This window comes from uncultured Paenibacillus sp. (assembly GCF_963515335.1).
Classification (GTDB): Bacteria; Bacillota; Bacilli; order Paenibacillales; family Paenibacillaceae; genus Paenibacillus_I.
In genome coordinates this window covers 103,262-120,078 of the sequence record NZ_CAUPYC010000004.1, presented here as the reverse complement: position 1 = coordinate 120,078, position 16,817 = coordinate 103,262, and the positions used below count along the sequence as shown (strand labels likewise).

The window sequence follows — 16,817 nt, the reverse complement described above, 5'->3', positions numbered from 1 at the left end:
TTATGATGCGAGCGTGCCGTCGTCCAGCCGCGCTTTGCCGCCTTGGCCGAGGAAGTGCTTTTTCCACTGGCCCTGAACGATGCCCACCAGCACGACGCAGGACAGCGCGATGCCGGATAAGATAAGGAAGCCCGGCGTGTACGAGCCTGTCGATTGGTACAGGTTGCCGAGAATTTTCGGCAGGAAGTAGCCGCCGACCCCGCCGGCCGCGCCGACGATGCCCGTCACGATGCCGATCTCGCCCTGGAAACGCTGGGGTACGAGCTGGAATACCGAGCCGTTGCCGGCGCCAAGGCACATCATGCCGACGAACAGCAGCGCCGTTACGACGCCGAGCGGCGGAATCGAGGAGACGGAGGCCAGCATGAGCGCCGCACCCGCATACAGCAGCATCAGCATCCGGATGCCGCCGATCCGATCGGCCAGCCAGCCGCCTACCGGACGGAAGAAGCTGCCGGCGATTACGGCAAGGGTCGTGAAGTCGGCCGCGCGGACCGGACTAAGGCCGTATTGCGTGTTGAAGAAAATCGTCAGGTAATTCGCCAGGCCGACGAAGCCGCCGAATGTGACGCTGTACAGAATGCAGAACAGCCAGGTATCCTTCAACTTCAGAATGTTGCCGTAATCGGCCAGCGTCTTCGGCTTCGGCTGATTCGGACTGTCCTTGGCGAGAATCGAGAACACGAGGAACACGACGGCGATCGGGATGAGCGCCAAACCGAAAACCGTTTCCCAACCGTAAGCCTGAGCGATCCGGTTCGCGAACAGCGTCGTGAAGACGGTGCCGCTGTTGCCCGCGCCGGCGATGCCCATGGCAAGCCCTTGATACTGCGGCGGATACCAGCGGCTGGCGAGCGGCAGCGCGGCGGCGAACGATGCGCCGGCGACGCCGAGCAGCAGGCCTACATAATACAGCTCATTGAGCGAGTTGACGAATTGCCAGCCCCATACGAGCGGCACCATGGTGATCAGCATGCCCAGCTGGCCGGTCCGTTTCGGTCCGATCCGGTCGGTCAGGAAGCCGAGTACGAGGCGGAGAATCGATCCGCCGAGAATCGGCAGCGCTACGAGGTTCGCTTTCTGCGCGGCATCCATCGGATAGTCGGACATGATCACGACGACCAGCGGACCCATCAGAACCCAAATCATAAAGCTGACATCGAAATAAAGAAAACTGCTGAACAACGAAGGCTTATGACCACTTTCCCAAAATCCCTTGTTCCCCATCATTGTACAAAACTCCTCTCCAATGTACATTTCTCTTTACACTGCCTGACATGAAAAGGCCGCACTTCATCCCGAAGGATGCAGGCGGCCTCGTTGCCAACCGGCGGCACGGCTTTGTGCTCACCGACGAATATGAACGTCACAGCATTGTGAACGTTGATCATGTTTTGAATTATATGCGATTTGTCACAACCGTGTCAATATAACTAACATAAATAATTTCCGTAAAAAATTTTTATAGAGAAAACCTGACATCCGGCATCGGAATTGCGCCGTCAACCGTGAATCAACTGATACACCTTCACGATTGAAGCGGCGATATCGCCGATCCTTTTCCGTTCATTCATCGCCTGCTTGCGCAGGAAATCGTAAGCCTCGGCCTCGCTGATGCCCTTGATTTCACAGAGGACGGCCTTCGCCTGGTCGATCCACTTCCGTTCCTCCAGCCGCTGCAGCAGCTGCTCGCGCTCCTCCGCCCATCTTTTCCGCTGATGAAAGCTTCTTAACGCCCACTTCAACGCAAATTGCGTTTCGACGGTCGTCATGGACGCGAACAGCACGCCGTCCAGCGCATAGCCCCAGTCGATTTCCTTCGGGGCCTCGGTTTCCATGCACAGCCACAGGACAGGCAGCCGCCTCATGCCGGCGATCGTCGACTGCCAATCGCACAAACGCTCCAAAGGGGTATACAGGATGGCCGCTTCCACGATGCTGATGAGCGGAAGCGCGTCGTCAGCCGTCTTGCAGCGGTGCAGCGTGCGGCAATTTTGCTGCAGGCTGTGCAGCGACGCGATGCGTGAGCTGTCTTCGATGAGCAGGGCCGATTTAAGCATGGGGTGTCACCTCGCTTCCGTTTCGCTGTCAAAGCTGTCAAATGTGTAATAAAATATAACATATAGAAAAAACGCTGTCGACGGCAATTTGGCTCAGATCATCCAACAACTTTTTATGTTAGAAATGTTGACATTGGTGATTAACCGCACTATACTGTACCTATATCGTATTAGTTCTGGCACAACGGCGTGCCGCGGCTATGGCAATGATGCCTGTCTCTCGGATCGTAGAGGATCCAAGGGATAGGTTTTTTATGTTTCGACACAGGAGGAGAAGCTTTATGAAGAAGAAACTCGTCATGATCGGCAACGGAATGGCCGGCGTATCGTTTGTGGAGCAGCTGCTCAAGCTCAACCCGAACCGGTATGACATCACCATCATCGGGGCGGAGCCTCATCCGAACTACAATCGTATCATGCTCTCATCCGTTCTCGCAGGGGACGTCAATATGCAGGATATCGTGTTGAACGACTGGGATTGGTACCGCGACAACCAGATTCTGCTGCATGCGGGGCAGACGGCGACGAAGATCGACACGGCCGGTAAAATCGTAACGACGGACAAAGGCCTCGCCGTCCCTTACGACGAGCTTGTCCTCGCCACCGGCTCGCTGCCGTTCATGCTGCCGCTGCCGGGCGCCGATAAGGAAGGCGTCATCGCGTTCCGCGACATCAAGGACTGCGAGACGATGATCGAGACGGCGAAGAGCTACAAGAAAGCCGTGGTCATCGGCGGCGGCCTGCTCGGCATTGAAGCGGCGCGGGGGCTGTTGAATCTGAAAATGGACGTCAGCGTCGTGCACATCTACCATTATCTGATGGAACGCCAGTTGGATTTCACCGCCGCCAAAATGCTGCAGGATGAGCTGGAGCGTCAAGGGATGAAATTCCTGCTCGAGAAAAACTCGGACTCGATCCTCGGCAAGAATCGGGTGACCGGACTGAAATTCAAGGACGGCTCCCAGGTGGACGCGGACCTGATCGTCATGGCGGTCGGCATCAAGCCGAACGTGCAGATTGCGAAGGAAAGCGGCATCGAGGTGAACCGCGGCATCGTCGTCGACGACTACCTGCAGACGAGCGTTCCGAATGTATACTCGGTCGGCGAGTGCGCGGAGCACCGCGGCATTGCGTACGGTCTGGTGGCGCCGCTGTACGAGCAGGGGGCGATACTGGCGAAAAAGCTGGCCGGCGTCGAGAGCGACGGCTACCAAGGCTCTGTCGTTTCGACCAAGCTGAAGGTGTCGGGCGTCAACGTATTCTCGGCCGGCCGCTTCACGGACGAACCGGGAACGAAAGCGCTCCGCGTGCAGGACGATCTGGACGGCGTATATAAAAAGGTTGTTTTCCAGGACGGCAAGCCGATCGGCGCCGTGCTGTTCGGCGACACGACGGACGGCTCGCGGCTGTTCTCCCTGATCCGCAGCGGCGAGAGCTTCGCCGGACGGGAGAAGGAAGTGCTGTTCGGACCCGGCGGCGGAAGCGGCAAGCCTGCCAGCACGGCCGATTTGGTCGCCGCGATGAGCGGAGACGAGATCGTCTGCGGCTGCAACGGCGTCACGAAGGACACCATTATGGAAGCCATCACGGAAAAAGGCTGCGTGAGCGTCAATGAGATCAAGGCGTGCACGAAGGCGTCCGGTTCTTGCGGAGGCTGTAAGCCTTTGGTCGAAGGCATTCTCCTGTCGGCGCTCGGCGCGGACAACGTGGCGGCCGTCAAGGAAGGCATCTGCGGCTGTACGGAGCATACGCGCGACGAGGTGGTCGAGGCGATCAAGCGGATGCGGCTCACCACGACGAAGGAAATCATGCACGTCATGGAATGGAAAAACCCCGAGGGCTGCAGCAAGTGCCGCCCTGCGCTGAACTACTACCTCGGCATGGTATGGCCGGAGGAGCACGAGGACGAGCTGGAATCCCGCTTCGTCAACGAGCGCAACCACGCCAACATCCAGAAGGACGGCACCTTCTCGGTCGTGCCGCGGATCTACGGCGGCGTGACGACGCCGGAGGATTTGAAGCGGATCGCGGAGGTGGCGGAACGGTACGAGGTGCCGCTCGTGAAGATTACGGGCGGCCAGCGGATCGACCTGCTCGGCGTGAAGAAGGAGGACCTGCCGAACGTCTGGAAGGAGCTCGACATGCCGTCCGGCTATGCCTACGGCAAGTCGCTGCGGACGGTGAAGACGTGCGTGGGCTCGACGTTCTGCCGCTTCGGCACGCAGGATTCGATCCAGATGGGGATTGCGATGGAGAAAAAGTTCGAGCGGCTCGCCACGCCGCATAAGGTGAAGCTCGCCGTCTCCGGCTGCCCGCGGAACTGCGCGGAGTCGACGATCAAGGACCTCGGCGTCATCGCGATCGACGGCGGCAGCGAAATTTATGTAGGCGGCAACGGCGGTACGAAGGTCCGCGCGGCCGAGCTGCTCGTGAAGGTGAAGACCGACGAGGAAGTGCTCGAATGGACGGGCGCTTACCTGCAATACTACCGCGAGACCGCGAATTACATGGAGCGCACGAGCGAATGGATTCAGCGGGTCGGCCTCGACTCGGTGAAGAAGGCGCTGGAGAAAAAGGAAGATCGCGAGGCGCTCGTCTCCCGCATCGACAAGACGCTCAGCCTGCAGAAGGATCCTTGGAAGCAGATCATCGAGACCGACGACCTGCGCAAGGCGTTCGACGTGATGACCGCTCCGGCGCACGCGGAAACGGCCGCTGCCGGAGACGCGGCCAGCCCGAAAGCGCTGATGTCCGACAAGGAACGTTAAGCGGGCGTTTGCGACCTGCGGAATTGCGGCATCATTGCGACATAAAAGCCTGTTGGCATATATAAAGGAGAGGTGGGCGAAACCATGCCAAAGTTTACGATCGGGCATATTTCGGAATTTCAGGAGCGGGGAGCGCGGGTGTTTCGGGTCGGCGAGATGGAGCTGGCGGTGTTCAAGCTGTCGGACGGCGGCATGAAGGCGATCGAGAACCGATGCCCGCATAAGGGCGGCAAGCTGTCCGAAGGCATGGTGTGCGATCACCACGTCTATTGTCCGCTGCACGATTGGAAAATCAATTTGCACGACGGGCTGGTCCAGGCGCCTGACGAGGGGTGCGTGACGACCTTTCCGGTAACGGTGGACGACAAGGGGAATGTCACGCTGACCGTAGATGGGGTACAATCATTAGTGTCGTAAAGATGTAATGATGGGATGCTCCACGATGGGAGGCGGCTGTATGGCGCGCTTGGAAGGGAAAACGATAGCCGTTACGGGTCCGCGCAAGGCGGATGAGATGAGTCGCATGATCGAGAAATTCGGCGGCCGTGCGCTGGTGAGACCGGCGCAGGGCACCGTTTTTATGGACGATACGCGGATTGAAGAGCAATTGAAGGCGTTGATCGAGGACCCGGCGGATTGGCTGGTGCTGACGACGGGCGTAGGTACGGAGGCGCTGATGAAGACGGCCGAGCATCTCGGCTATGGCGAGGCTTTCCTGGGCGCGTTGAAGCGCATGCGGCTTGCGGCCCGCGGCTACAAGACGGTCAACGTGCTGCGGCGAATGGGTCTGACGCCCGATGTGCGCGACAACGACGGAACGACGGCGGGCTTGCTTCGCGAGATGGAGCCTTATACGCTGCTGGGCAAAAGGGTGGCGCTGCAGCTGTACGGCGATCCGGCGCCGCGCGTCACCGGCGCGCTCGCGGCGCGGGGCGCGATTTGCGAAGAGCTGCTGCCTTACCGGCACGTTCCGCCGGAGGGCGATGTGGCGACGACGCTGATCGACGAGATTATCGGCGGCAAGGTCGACGCCGTCGCGTTCACCAGCACCGTGCAGGTGCGGTACGTGATGGGCAGCGCGGCGAAGCGCGGCTTGTATGAGCGGGTGCTGGCCGCCTTTGAGGGCGATGTGCTCGCGGTCGCGGTGGGCAAAGTGACGGCGGAGGCGCTGTTCGAGGAAGGCGTCAAGCGGGTGCTTTTTCCGGAGGAGGAGCGGATGGGCAGCATGGTGGTCGCCATGTCCCGCCATTTCGGCGGGGCGTTGTCCGAGGAGGACGCCGCGAGCGCGTCCGCGACCGGCCTATGCGCAAACGCCGGTACGGATGAGGTTTTGAAGCCGGACGGGGCGAAGGCGGACTAGCGCGGTTGTAACGGCGTATGTTAAATGGCCGATGGTCTGCAGCGGGCTTGCGAAGGTCCGTTGACGGGCCGGCTTTAGCTGACGATTACAACGTTGGGAGAAAGGGTGGTTGCGGATGGGCGGCAAAGGATTCGTCTTTTTGACCGGCGCGGGTCCGGGCGACCCGAAGCTGATCACGGTGCGCGGGCTGGAGTCGATCCGGCTGGCGGATGTGCTGATCTATGACCGGCTGGTGTCGGAGGAGCTCGTGCGGGAGGCCTCGCCGCAAGCCGAGCTGCTGTATGTCGGCAAAGCGTCAGGCCGCCATACGATGAAGCAGGACGACATCAACGCGCTGATCGCCGACCGGGCGCTGCGCGGGCTGACCGTGACGCGCCTGAAGGGCGGCGATCCGTTCGTCTTCGGGCGCGGCGGAGAGGAGGCGGCGCATCTGACGGAGCTCGGCGTGCCGTTCGAGATCGTGCCCGGCATCTCGTCCTGCATCGCGGTGCCGGCCTATGCGGGCATTCCGGTGACGCACCGCACGCTGGCCGCTTCGTTCGCCGTCATCACCGGCCATGAATGCGTCGGCAAGGACGGCGCCTGCGTGGACTGGGCATGGGCGGCGGGAGCGGAGACGCTCGTGGTGCTGATGGGGCTGCAGCAGCTGCCGGTCATCACCGGGCGGCTCCTGGCGCACGGCAAGGACGCCTCCACGCCGATCGCGCTCATCCAGAGCGGCTCGCTGGGCGGCGAGCGGGTCGTGGCCGGCACGCTGGCCGACATCGCCGCGAACCCCGAAACCGTGCAGCTGCGCAGCCCGGTCACGATCGTCGTCGGCCCTGTCGTCGCGATGCGCGACCGGCTGGCTTGGCGCAAGATGGAGGCGTTGATCGGCTGACATGCCGCGCTGCAACGCCTGCCGGAAGAGGCGCGAGCAGGAAAAGGGCGGGGAATTCCCTGTCGCAGGCGAAAATAAAAGGCAGCCTTTCCTCTACCGAAAGGCTGCCTTTTATTTGCCCGCTTTTTTCCTTGCGTGCTTCAAATCATACTTTCGCCTGCTGCAAAGGCCAAGGCAGATGGTGGATGTCCACGATGTGAATGTTCCCGTTCTTGTCCGACGCGTACATGCAGTACCGTTCCGTCAGCCAATGCAGGAGCGTGCCGGGCTCCGCATGAAACACCTCGCCCTCCGTTGCCCTGTATGTGCCCGCAAACAATGCCGGCCGTCCCCTTCGGTCGGTTCTAATGTCACTTGAAAAGCAGGCCGGAGCGTGATATACTTTACCTAACTAATATTAGTTAGGGAGCGGAGGGCCGCTTCCGGGAGGATGCTTGCCCATATGACGGCCAATCGAATCAGGGAAGCCGCGCTTGCGATGTTTGCGGAGGCCGGCTACGACGGCGTGACGCTTGCCGAGATCGCCAAGGCGGTCGGCATCAAGACCCCTTCAATTTATGCGCACTTTGCCTCCAAAGAGCGGCTTTTTCTGGCGCTGTTCGAGGAAGCTGCGCGAAAGGAGACGGACCGGTTTGCGGCGTTTCTGGAAGCGCGGGCCGGAGGCTCGTGCGAGGCGGCCATGTTCGCGGCGTTCGGGTATTGTACCGATGAGGACCGGTCGACCGGCGGCCAAGCGTTTCTGAAACGGACGATGCTGATGCCGCCCAGGCATTTAAAGGCAAGGCTGCAGGAGCAGTTTATGCGCTACGAAGCCGCGGTCACCGAGCAACTGGCGCGCATGCTGGAAACCGGCATGGCTTCGGGCGAGCTGCCTCGGAGCGGGACGGCGGAGGCGGTTGCGGTTTTTTACGCGTTGGTTGACGGATTGCTGGTGGAGAGCCAGCTGTATAGTACGGAAGTCTATCGGGAAAGACAACGAGTGGCTTGGGCGGCGTTCTGGAAGGTACTGTCGGGAGGATGAGGCATCATGGCTTGGCTTTCGCTGCTGGTGGCGGGTTTGCTTGAGATAGGGTGGGCTTTCGGACTGAAGGAGTCCGACGGCTTCACGCGGCTGTGGCCGAGTGTGGCGACCGCCGCGGCTCTGGGCCTTAGCTTTTTTTTGTTCGCGCGGGCGATCCGCTCGATCGAAGTCGGAACCGCTTACGCCGTGTTTACGGGGATCGGGACGGCCGGGACCGTGGTCGTGGGGATCCTTTTTCTCGGGGAGCCCGTCGATTTGTGGCGGTTGTTCTTTGTGGCGCTGCTGATCGGCGGGATCGTCGGGCTGAAAATGATCGCCGCGGACGCGCCGAGGCCCGCGGTTGCGGGCGGTGAACCGGCGTCCGCGTGCGGTGAGCCGGCTGCGGCATGCGATGAGTCCGCGGGCAGCGACCGTGGTCTGCCTGCGGGCGGCAACGGTGGTCGGGCGGCGGGCAGCGTGCCGGAGGTAGGTGGCAGCGGTCCGGCGGTCGGTGGCGATGGGCCGGCGATCGGTGGTGTGCCGTCGGCATCGGACGGAAGGCTGGGTGAGACGGCGTTCGGTGGCGACGGGCCGAAGGTGGGCGGCAGTGGTCCGGCGGTCGGTGGTGTGCCGTCGGCATCGGATAGCAGGCCGGGTGAGACGGCGGTTGCCGGGGATATCCCGGCGGACAAGGCTCCGGCGGCAGAAGCGAAGCTTGAAACGGCGGCGCAAGATGGGGGAGCCCGGAACGAGCCCGTCGCGGCGGCGGGGAAGCGAAAGGAGTGACGGGGCGATGGCGTGGATCTTTTTGCTGATCTCGGGGCTCGGGGAAATCGGCGGCGTCACATTTTTGAAATTGTCCGAAGGGTTCACGAAATGGAAGGCGACGGTCGGGGCGGCGCTGTCCGGCTTCGTCAGCTTCTATTTCCTTTCTAGGGCGCTGCAGGACATTCCGATCAGCACGGCATACGGCATCTGGACGGGTATCGGCTCGGCGGGGAGCGTGCTGCTCGGCATGTTCCTTTTCCAGGAGTCCAAGGATATGCGCAAGCTGCTGTTCATCTCCATGATCATCGCTGGCGTCGTCGGGCTAAGAGTGGTCGGCGGCGGATCATGACGGGAAGCGGACAGGTCGGTTGCGTGGGGGGTTGACCTGTGTCAGATCGTCCGCCATGCAGCGCGGAAAAGCGCGTCGGCCGGGGGTTGATCTGTGGTCAGACCGTCGCGATGCCGCGCCGCAACGCGCGCCGGGACAGGCGGCAATCGCGGTTGGCCGGTAGTTGACGAAAACCCCCTATCTGCAAAGGATTTGTCATGCTATAATGATTGCAACGTGACGAAGAACGTCCCTTTTTATCCTGTCAAGGATGGAAGGGGCGTTTTTGCGTTGTGGAGCCTGACAAGGGGGGAGTTTTGATGAAGGAAAACCATTCTTTTGAAAAAGCCTATGCGGCTTTTATCCAGCGTCATCTGGAACGCCGTTCCGGTGAACGAAAAGGGCGGCTGGAACGGGGACACGGGCATGCCGAGCGGCTTTTTGCCGAGAATATCTGGTGGCCGTTGAAGGGCAACTTCGACGACCTCCATCCGGAGTTTGAGGTGTTTGACTTCCGCGGCAATTCTTACTTCGGTGACTACGGGTATCTGCCTGGATATTTGAAATTCATCTGGGAGGTGAAGGGGTTTGGCCCGCATGTGCGGGATATGGACCGGAAAAGCTACAGTAAAGAGTTGAATCGGGAGACGTTCTTGCAAGCGATGGGCTTTCGCGTTGTGTCTTTTGCCTATGACGATGTAGCCCCTCGCCCGGAAGTGTGCATTTCGCTGCTGCGGATGCTGCTTGGCCGCTACCAGCCGGCGGAAGCGCCGGTCGATCGCGCGGTGTTGGCTGAGAAGGAGGTGCTGCGGCTGGCCGTTCAGCTTGTGCGGCCGATTCGGCCGATCGATGTGGCGGCGCATTTCCGGTTGAATCATCGTACGGCGGTCGGTATGCTGCAATCGCTCTGCGCCAAAGGTTGGCTTCGGCCCGAGAGGAAGGGGAAAGAGGTCAAGGTGTTGGCGTATGAGCTCGTTCGGGGGGCGTGGGAATATATGGATTGACCTGCGATGATGTTGGTTGGCTCGGGCCGGTGGTGGAGGAAGTAGCTTGGTGAGGGGAGCTGAGACCGGTGGGTGGCGGGAAATTAGCTTGGTGGGGTAGCCGGCGCCGGTGGTGGCTGGAAAGTTGCTTGTTTGGGTAGCCGACGCTGGTGGGTGGCGGGAAGTAGCTTGGTGAGGGGAGCTGGCGCCGGTGGTAGTCTGCTAAGGTGCTCCATGCGATACCGTTCGACTACGCGCAAGGTAACAAGGTGCATTTCCTGCATCTTATTTAATTCGGACGGCGGAGATCAGTGATCAAGGTGCAAAAAATACACCTTGTTTCAGCATTTCGGGATAAAACCCGGATTTAGGGTCAACAAAGTGCAGGTTTTGCACTTGGATTGGTCAAAACGGGAGAAATGCTCAAAACAAGGTGCAGGTTTTGCACCTTGCGCCTCGCAACTTGTACAGTCGCCCCTCACGCCGCCGCCTACCTGCGCCCCCCCCCCCGCCGCCGCAGCTCACGCCGTCGCCCCCAACGCGCCCGCTCCCGCCTAACGGCATCACAAGCTGAGCGAAGGGGTAATGGCTAAAAGGCAGCCAGCCCCTTGACTACTCGCATAACTAATTATATATTTACTTACATAAAGTAACCTAATGCAAAATAAACAGGAGGTCCACCCGCCTATGATGCCGTCTCTTTTTCTCGCCCACGGTTCACCGATGCTGGCCATCGAGGAAACGCCGTATACCGATTTTCTGCGCAAGCTCGGCAAGACGTACCGGCCGAAGGCGATCGTCATATTCACCGCCCATTGGGAAAGCCGGGTGCTGACGGTTTCTTCGACCGACGACGTATATGAAACGATTTACGATTTCGGCGGTTTCCCGCCGGAGCTGTACGCGGTCACCTACAATGCCAGGGGCTCCGTCAAGCTGGCGAACGACGTCCGGGAGCGCTTCGCGCAAAATGGCATCGAAACGCTCGCCGACACCAGGCGGGGTCTCGACCACGGCTCCTGGACGCTGCTTCACCGGATGTATCCGGAAGCGGATATTCCGGTTGTGCAGATTTCCGTGCATCCCTTCCTCCCGCCGGCTGAGCAGTTCAGAATCGGCCAGGCTCTAAGCGGTTTGGGCGAGCAGGACATCCTGGTCATCGGCAGCGGCGTGACCGTGCACAATTTTGCCGAGATTCATTGGGGGCAGAGCGCGGTCGAGCCTTGGGCCGAGGAATTCGATCAGTGGCTGATCGACCGGATCGCCGAGAACGATTGCGACGCGCTTTTCCGCTATAAGGAATTGGCGCCGCATGCCCGCCGGGCGGTACCGCGGGAAGAGCATTTCGTGCCGCTGTTCATCGCGCTCGGAGCCGGTCAGGGCGGAGGGAAGCCGATTTACCGCAGCTATGACATGGGAACGCTCAGCTACCTGTGCATGTCCTTTGCCTGAACAGCAATCCCCGCACGCCGGCACGGAGAATAACACGGCAGCCTGAAAGACCGATTCGGAGTTCACGCCCCGGGCCGGTCTTGTTCTGTTTTCTTTTATCCTCTTGATTTGCTATTGTAGGAGTGGAGGTGTTCCGGACGCCATGATTGCGATCGGGCTTGCGGGTTGGCGATCACGATACGCTTTATCCCGATTCCGCCGCGGCCAGAAACAAGCTGAAAACATACGGCGAATGGTTTCGGACGGTGGAGGTGGACAGCTCGTTCTACGCGGTGCAGCCGATCCGGAACATGGAGAAATGGACGGCCGAAACGGCTGCCGGGTTTCATTTTATCGTGAAGGCGTATCAGGGCATGACGGGACACGCGCGCGGCGGCATTCCGTTCGAGACCGTTCCGGCCATGTTTGACGCGTTCCGGGCGTCCCTGGAGCCGATGGTCGCGGCGGATAACGCCAAGCGGATGATGGCCCTTCTGGGGCAAGTGCCGCCCCGCGGGACGTTCGATACGGGTGAATCCGCGGAGCAGCTGGACCTGTTTGGCGATCCTGGCGAGTGGTAATGAGGAAAGACGGACAATATGGGATTGGGAGGCATGGCGGAATGGTACATTTGGGCAGCATCTCCGATAAAATCGAACTGAACAACGGCGTGCAAATTCCGTGGTTCGGACTGGGCGTCTGGCAGTCGAAGGAAGGCCGGGAGGTGGAGCATGCGGTTGAAGCCGCGCTCCAAACGGGCTACCGGCTGATCGACACTGCCGCCGTGTACGGCAACGAAGAAGGCGTCGGCCGTGCGGTCAAGGAGAGCGGCATCGGCCGCGGCGAGATTTTCATTACGACGAAGGTTTGGAATACGGACCAGGGCTACGACAGCACGCTGCGGGCATTCGAGGCCAGCCGCCGCAGGCTCGGCCTGGATGTCGTCGACCTGTATTTGGTCCACTGGCCGGTGGCGGGCAAATACAAGGACACGTACCGCGCCCTCGAGAGGCTGTACAGGGACGGGCAGGTCCGTGCGATCGGCGTCAGCAATTTCCAGGCACACCATCTGGAGGATCTGCTGCAAACATGCGAGGTCGTCCCGGCGGTCAATCAGGTGGAGTTCCATCCCCTGCTGACCCAGCGCCAGCTCCGCGCCTACTGCGACAAGTCGAACATCAAGCTGCAGGCGTGGAGTCCGCTGATGCAGGGCAATCTCGACGTTACACTGTTGAACGAGCTGGCCGAGAAGTATTTCAAGACGCCGGCCCAAATCGTCCTGCGCTGGGATTTGCAGCACGGCGTGCTGACGATCCCGAAATCGGTCAAGGCGGAGCGGATCAAGGAGAACGCTGATATTTTCGATTTCGAGCTGACGGAGACCGAAATGGCAAGCATCGATGAGCTGGACCGCCATCATCGATTCGGCGCGGATCCGGATAATTTCAATTTCTAGAAGGTACACTACCGGTGGACGGACGGCAGCCGTTGACAAAGGTAACTGTAACTGATAAAATTACAGTACAAAGCGGGGTGCCGTAATGAACAGCGAATTCACCATAGCCGTCCACAGTCTAGTCCTTCTCGCCCATTTGCCGGAAAAGATGGCGTCCAGCGACACGATCGCGGAGAATGTAATGACGAATGCCGCCCGGGTCCGCAAAGTCATGGGCGTGCTCCGGAAGAGCGGTTTCGTCGAGACGCGGGAAGGCACGCGCGGGGGATACCGGCTCACCATCGATCCGGAGACGGTGACGCTTGGCGCGGTTTACCGGGCGATGGCGCAGGGCTCGCTCATGCCGAGCTGGTGCTCGGGCGATCCGGATATGGATTGCGTCGTCGGCTCCAATATGCGTTCCGTCATGGACGGCATTTTCTGCGCGGCGGAGAAACGGCTTGAGGATTATTTTGACGGCATCACGATTTCCGCTGTGCTGGGCCAAATTCAAGCGTGCGAACCATGCTGAGCGGCAGGCGAACCGGTTTGATTGCAGCTGGTGTGACGGGTTTACCCTTAACATAGCAAGTGATTATACAAATAGGAGAGGATGATTCCCATGGCAGTAACCTTGACGAAAGAAAATTTCTCGCAAAGCATCGAGAGCGGCGTAACGCTCGTAGACTTCTGGGCGCCTTGGTGCGGACCTTGCAAAATGCAGCTTCCGATCGTAGAGGAGCTCTCGACCGAGCTTCAAGGTCAAGCGACGATCGGCAAAATCAACGTCGACGAAGAGCCTGAGCTCGCTTCCCAGTTCGGCGTCATGAGCATCCCGACGCTGATCCTGTTCAAAGACGGACAGCCGGTCGACAAAATGGTCGGTCTGCAAAGCAAAGAAGCGCTCAGGACGAAAATCCAGGGCCAAGCTTAATCCCTGCCTCATCGCCGAAACCGCAGGCGCGTATCCGACAACGGACCGCAGCCTGCGGTTTTTTCCGTCCGGAATCAGCAAAGCAGTTTTCTTGTGGGACGGGTGATCGTTGCGCGGAACGTGATATGTAAAAAGACGGATCAGGCCGCGCAGGGCAGCCGTCCGTCTTTTTTGCGCAAACAGGGTGTCACTCTTTGCCGAATTGGTCCGTTCTCTTCTTGCCTGTAAAGTTGCTGACGGATTTCGTGTCCTCTATCGTATCGTTGACGAACGCCATGTCCTGATTTTTCGCGTGCATCGCGGTTGTTCCTTTATAGTTTCCTTTATGTTCCTTGTTCTCCACTGCAGTGCGCCTCCTTATGGGTTGCATGCCGATTGTTTGCCGCCTGAGCCGCGCGATGATGATGGCATGTTGTCATGCGGTATCAAAAGTATTATGTCGTGTCGCGCTTCCGGTCATACTTTGTCGGGAGGAAAGGCAGGATGCGCCGACGATGTCAGGGACGTATCGTGACCCGTGTGCGGATCGGCACGAGCGCGGCCAGGGCAAGAACGTCCCGGTTATACATCCGGATGCAGCCGCGTGAGACTTCGCGTCCGATCGAGGACGGGTCATTCGTTCCATGGATGCCGTAGTGAGGCTTCGACAGGCCGAGCCAGAACGCTCCGTAAGGGCCGCCGGGATTGGCCTGTTTGTTCACGACGGTGAACTCTCCGGTCGGGGTGCGGCTGAGCATTCTCCCGATTCCGACGGGAAATTGGCGGACGACGGTGTTGCCGTCGAGCAAATATAATTTTCGATCCGACAGATCGACGATGATGCGGTATATCGGCATATGGCCGTCAACTCCTTTGCCTTATGATATGTGAGCCGGGCTTTCAATGTTTTTGCGCATCGGGTATAATGGCGTAAGATTATCCAGAGGTTAAGGAGTTGTCATAGATGGCTTTGAAAGCAGGGATAGTCGGCCTCCCCAACGTGGGAAAGTCGACGCTTTTTAATGCAATTACGCAAGCGGGCGCGGAATCCGCGAACTATCCGTTTTGCACGATCGATCCGAACGTAGGCGTTGTGGAGGTGCCGGACGAGCGGCTGGACAAGCTGACCGAGCTGGTGGTGCCGAACCGCACGGTGCCTACCGCTTTTGAATTCGTGGATATCGCGGGCCTGGTGGCCGGCGCGAGCAAAGGCGAAGGGCTGGGCAATAAATTTCTCGCGCATATCCGCGAGGTGGATGCGATTGTGCACGTGGTGCGCTGCTTCCAGGATGAGAACATCACGCACGTCGCGGGCAAGGTGGACCCGCTCAGCGATATTCAGACGATCAACCTGGAATTGATCTTGGCGGACCTCGATTCGGTCGAGAAGCGGATCGAGCGCAGCCGCAAGAACATGAAGGGCGGAGACAAGAAATACGCGCAGGAGGTCGAAGTGCTGGAACGCATCAAGGAAGCGTTGTACAACGACATGCCGGCGCGCAGCGTGGAGCTTGGCGAGGAAGAGCGGCTTATCGTGCGGGATCTGCATCTGCTGACGATCAAGCCGGTGCTTTACGCGGCGAATGTCAGCGAGGCCGAGGTGGCGGACACGGACAACAACCCTTATGTGCAGAAGGTTCGCGAATTCGCCGCGGCCGAGAACGCGGAGGTTGTGCCGATCAGCGCGAAGGTGGAAGCCGAGATCGCCGAGCTGGAGGGCGAGGACAAGGCGATGTTCCTGGAGGAGCTCGGGCTGGAAGAGTCGGGCTTGAACCGGTTGATCAAGGCGGCGTACAAGCTGCTCGGCTTGTACACGTACTTTACGGCCGGCGTTCAGGAGGTCCGGGCCTGGACGATCCGCAAAGGGATGAAGGCGCCGCAGGCGGCGGGTGTCATCCATACCGATTTCGAGCGCGGCTTCATCCGCGCGGAGGTCGTTTCCTACGAGGATCTGGTGGCGGCCGGATCGATGAACGCGGCCAAGGAGAAAGGCCAGCTTCGGCTGGAGGGCAAGGAATACGTCGTGCAGGACGGCGACGTTATGCATTTCCGGTTTAACGTATAGAAGCAACTGCGGTGAAAAGGGCGCTGTCAGCGTCCTTTTTCCGTTCCCGTGGACATTGGGCTGCTGGTCAGTTGCGTCTTGGGGGGGTTGAACCGCCTTATGGTCACTATCCCGTCGGCTCAGTTGAGGTGTTTGAACCGCCTTACGGCCACTATCCCCTTCGCTCAGCACAAGCGGCATCGTTCGGCAACGCGCACGGTGCAAGGCGGGAGGTGCCAGGTGCAGGGTGCAGGGTGCAGGGTGCAGGGTGCCAGGTGCCAGGTGCAAGGTGCAAGGTGCAGGGTGCAAGGCGGGAGGTGCCAGGTGCAGGGTGCAGGGTGCAGGGTGCAAGGTGCAAGGTGCAAGGCGGGAGGTGCAAGGTGCAAGGTGCAAGGCGGGAGTTGCCAGGTGCAGGGTGCAGGGTGCCAGGTGCAAGGTGCAGGGTGCAAGGCGGGAGGTGCAAGGTGCAAAACCTGCACCTTGTTTTCGCCGTTTCTCCCTTTTCGTCTAATCCAAGTGCAAAACCTGCACCTTGTTGGCCCCAAATCCGGGGTTTTATCCGAAAACCGCGAAACAAGGTGTACTCCGTGCACCTTGATGTCCCATCGCCGCCGGCCGCATTTAACCAAGTGCATAAAATGCACTTTGTTAGGTTAGTCAACTTATAGCCGCCCTCACTCCAGCTCAAAGCCACTTTTCCAGCACGCGGCGACGCCGATCCGACTACCAGTCCGCTAGGAAGCATAGTAGCCTATGCTATTTTCTTGCGGTCTTTCTCAAGCGGGGTGTTGAGGGGGCGCTTCAAGGTCGTGTTCTGAGCGGAGGGGATAGTGGCTAAAAGGAGCGT

At 59.8% G+C, this 16,817-nt stretch carries 18 protein-coding genes and 1 pseudogene; 14 read left to right on the top strand and 5 right to left on the bottom strand.

What is annotated here, in order from left to right; genetic code table 11:
- Window positions 1-1,227: a nitrate/nitrite transporter gene (locus tag RWM61_RS02700; protein ID WP_313997141.1), complete on the bottom strand. Its 1,227-nt coding sequence runs from the start codon at window positions 1,225-1,227 to the stop codon at window positions 1-3.
- A 275-nt stretch (window positions 1,228-1,502) separates the two neighbouring features.
- Window positions 1,503-2,060, bottom strand: a complete 558-nt coding sequence (locus RWM61_RS02695) for an ANTAR domain-containing protein (protein ID WP_313997102.1) — start codon at window positions 2,058-2,060, stop codon at window positions 1,503-1,505.
- A gap of 281 nt (window positions 2,061-2,341) precedes the next feature.
- On the opposite strand from RWM61_RS02695, the gene nirB reads away from it, so the two are divergent.
- The 4 genes from nirB to cobA all read left to right on the top strand — a co-directional run bounded on the left by nirB (window position 2,342) and on the right by cobA (window position 7,068).
- Window positions 2,342-4,828: a nitrite reductase large subunit NirB gene (gene nirB, locus RWM61_RS02690; RefSeq protein WP_313997100.1), complete on the top strand. Its 2,487-nt coding sequence runs from the start codon at window positions 2,342-2,344 to the stop codon at window positions 4,826-4,828.
- An 84-nt stretch (window positions 4,829-4,912) separates the two neighbouring features.
- The gene (gene nirD / locus RWM61_RS02685) at window positions 4,913-5,245 is read left to right on the top strand and encodes a nitrite reductase small subunit NirD (protein ID WP_313997098.1); all 333 of its coding nucleotides are present in this window, start codon (window positions 4,913-4,915) and stop codon (window positions 5,243-5,245) included.
- Window positions 5,246-5,285: 40 nt separating this feature from the next.
- The gene (locus tag RWM61_RS02680; protein WP_313997096.1) at window positions 5,286-6,188 is read left to right on the top strand and encodes a uroporphyrinogen-III synthase; all 903 of its coding nucleotides are present in this window, start codon (window positions 5,286-5,288) and stop codon (window positions 6,186-6,188) included.
- Between the two features lie 115 nt (window positions 6,189-6,303).
- A complete protein-coding gene (gene cobA / locus RWM61_RS02675; protein ID WP_313997094.1) occupies window positions 6,304-7,068 on the top strand; it encodes a uroporphyrinogen-III C-methyltransferase in 765 nt (254 codons plus the stop codon).
- Window positions 7,069-7,213: 145 nt separating this feature from the next.
- On the opposite strand, the gene RWM61_RS02670 is transcribed toward cobA, so the two are convergent.
- On the bottom strand, window positions 7,214-7,417 hold the full coding sequence (locus RWM61_RS02670) for a DUF2071 domain-containing protein (protein ID WP_313997139.1): 204 nt from the start codon (window positions 7,415-7,417) through the stop codon (window positions 7,214-7,216).
- A gap of 93 nt (window positions 7,418-7,510) precedes the next feature.
- On the opposite strand from RWM61_RS02670, the pseudogene RWM61_RS20195 reads away from it, so the two are divergent.
- From RWM61_RS20195 to trxA, 9 genes and pseudogenes are all read left to right on the top strand, one after another.
- Window positions 7,511-7,664 (top strand): annotated as a pseudogene (locus RWM61_RS20195) (helix-turn-helix domain-containing protein); the annotation flags it as partial.
- A gap of 431 nt (window positions 7,665-8,095) precedes the next feature.
- On the top strand, window positions 8,096-8,854 hold the full coding sequence (locus RWM61_RS02660) for an SMR family transporter (RefSeq protein ID WP_313997090.1): 759 nt from the start codon (window positions 8,096-8,098) through the stop codon (window positions 8,852-8,854).
- Window positions 8,855-8,861: 7 nt separating this feature from the next.
- Window positions 8,862-9,185 (top strand): multidrug efflux SMR transporter, encoded by a 324-nt coding sequence (locus RWM61_RS02655; RefSeq protein ID WP_313997088.1) that lies wholly within the window; start codon window positions 8,862-8,864, stop codon window positions 9,183-9,185.
- A gap of 299 nt (window positions 9,186-9,484) precedes the next feature.
- On the top strand, window positions 9,485-10,168 hold the full coding sequence (locus RWM61_RS02650; protein ID WP_313997086.1) for a hypothetical protein: 684 nt from the start codon (window positions 9,485-9,487) through the stop codon (window positions 10,166-10,168).
- A 666-nt stretch (window positions 10,169-10,834) separates the two neighbouring features.
- A complete protein-coding gene (locus tag RWM61_RS02645; protein WP_313997084.1) occupies window positions 10,835-11,599 on the top strand; it encodes a class III extradiol ring-cleavage dioxygenase in 765 nt (254 codons plus the stop codon).
- A 146-nt stretch (window positions 11,600-11,745) separates the two neighbouring features.
- On the top strand, window positions 11,746-12,159 hold the full coding sequence (locus RWM61_RS02640) for a DUF72 domain-containing protein (protein ID WP_313997082.1): 414 nt from the start codon (window positions 11,746-11,748) through the stop codon (window positions 12,157-12,159).
- A 41-nt stretch (window positions 12,160-12,200) separates the two neighbouring features.
- Window positions 12,201-13,034, top strand: coding sequence for an aldo/keto reductase (locus tag RWM61_RS02635; RefSeq protein ID WP_313997080.1), 834 nt, complete (start codon window positions 12,201-12,203; stop codon window positions 13,032-13,034).
- Between the two features lie 85 nt (window positions 13,035-13,119).
- On the top strand, window positions 13,120-13,545 hold the full coding sequence (locus tag RWM61_RS02630) for an Rrf2 family transcriptional regulator (protein ID WP_313997077.1): 426 nt from the start codon (window positions 13,120-13,122) through the stop codon (window positions 13,543-13,545).
- 90 nt (window positions 13,546-13,635) lie between these two features.
- Window positions 13,636-13,947: a thioredoxin gene (trxA, locus tag RWM61_RS02625; protein ID WP_313997075.1), complete on the top strand. Its 312-nt coding sequence runs from the start codon at window positions 13,636-13,638 to the stop codon at window positions 13,945-13,947.
- A 187-nt stretch (window positions 13,948-14,134) separates the two neighbouring features.
- Here the strand turns inward: trxA and RWM61_RS02620 are convergent, their stop codons facing one another.
- Complete coding sequence (locus RWM61_RS02620; RefSeq protein ID WP_313997073.1) at window positions 14,135-14,290, bottom strand: hypothetical protein; 156 nt, start codon at window positions 14,288-14,290, stop codon at window positions 14,135-14,137.
- Between the two features lie 154 nt (window positions 14,291-14,444).
- Complete coding sequence (locus RWM61_RS02615) at window positions 14,445-14,783, bottom strand: L,D-transpeptidase (protein WP_313997071.1); 339 nt, start codon at window positions 14,781-14,783, stop codon at window positions 14,445-14,447.
- Between the two features lie 107 nt (window positions 14,784-14,890).
- Between RWM61_RS02615 and ychF the strand changes: the two genes are divergently transcribed.
- On the top strand, window positions 14,891-15,991 hold the full coding sequence (gene ychF / locus RWM61_RS02610; protein WP_313997069.1) for a redox-regulated ATPase YchF: 1,101 nt from the start codon (window positions 14,891-14,893) through the stop codon (window positions 15,989-15,991).
- Window positions 15,992-16,817 lie beyond the last annotated feature (826 nt).

Bases quoted from the DNA above. Each gene is read 5' to 3' on its own strand.
- RWM61_RS02630 (WP_313997077.1), top strand. From the start codon at position 13,120: ATGAACAGCGAATTCACCATAGCCGTCCACAGTCTAGTCCTTCTCGCC.
- ychF (WP_313997069.1), top strand. From the start codon at position 14,891: ATGGCTTTGAAAGCAGGGATAGTCGGCCTCCCCAACGTGGGAAAGTCG.
- cobA (WP_313997094.1), top strand. From the start codon at position 6,304: ATGGGCGGCAAAGGATTCGTCTTTTTGACCGGCGCGGGTCCGGGCGAC.
- RWM61_RS02655 (WP_313997088.1), top strand. From the start codon at position 8,862: ATGGCGTGGATCTTTTTGCTGATCTCGGGGCTCGGGGAAATCGGCGGC.
- nirB (WP_313997100.1), top strand. From the start codon at position 2,342: ATGAAGAAGAAACTCGTCATGATCGGCAACGGAATGGCCGGCGTATCG.
- RWM61_RS02695 (WP_313997102.1), bottom strand. From the start codon at position 2,060: ATGCTTAAATCGGCCCTGCTCATCGAAGACAGCTCACGCATCGCGTCG.
- RWM61_RS02615 (WP_313997071.1), bottom strand. From the start codon at position 14,783: ATGCCGATATACCGCATCATCGTCGATCTGTCGGATCGAAAATTATAT.
- trxA (WP_313997075.1), top strand. From the start codon at position 13,636: ATGGCAGTAACCTTGACGAAAGAAAATTTCTCGCAAAGCATCGAGAGC.
- RWM61_RS02680 (WP_313997096.1), top strand. From the start codon at position 5,286: ATGGCGCGCTTGGAAGGGAAAACGATAGCCGTTACGGGTCCGCGCAAG.
- nirD (WP_313997098.1), top strand. From the start codon at position 4,913: ATGCCAAAGTTTACGATCGGGCATATTTCGGAATTTCAGGAGCGGGGA.
- RWM61_RS02700 (WP_313997141.1), bottom strand. From the start codon at position 1,227: ATGGGGAACAAGGGATTTTGGGAAAGTGGTCATAAGCCTTCGTTGTTC.
- RWM61_RS02650 (WP_313997086.1), top strand. From the start codon at position 9,485: ATGAAGGAAAACCATTCTTTTGAAAAAGCCTATGCGGCTTTTATCCAG.
- RWM61_RS02645 (WP_313997084.1), top strand. From the start codon at position 10,835: ATGATGCCGTCTCTTTTTCTCGCCCACGGTTCACCGATGCTGGCCATC.
- RWM61_RS02635 (WP_313997080.1), top strand. From the start codon at position 12,201: ATGGTACATTTGGGCAGCATCTCCGATAAAATCGAACTGAACAACGGC.
- RWM61_RS02660 (WP_313997090.1), top strand. From the start codon at position 8,096: ATGGCTTGGCTTTCGCTGCTGGTGGCGGGTTTGCTTGAGATAGGGTGG.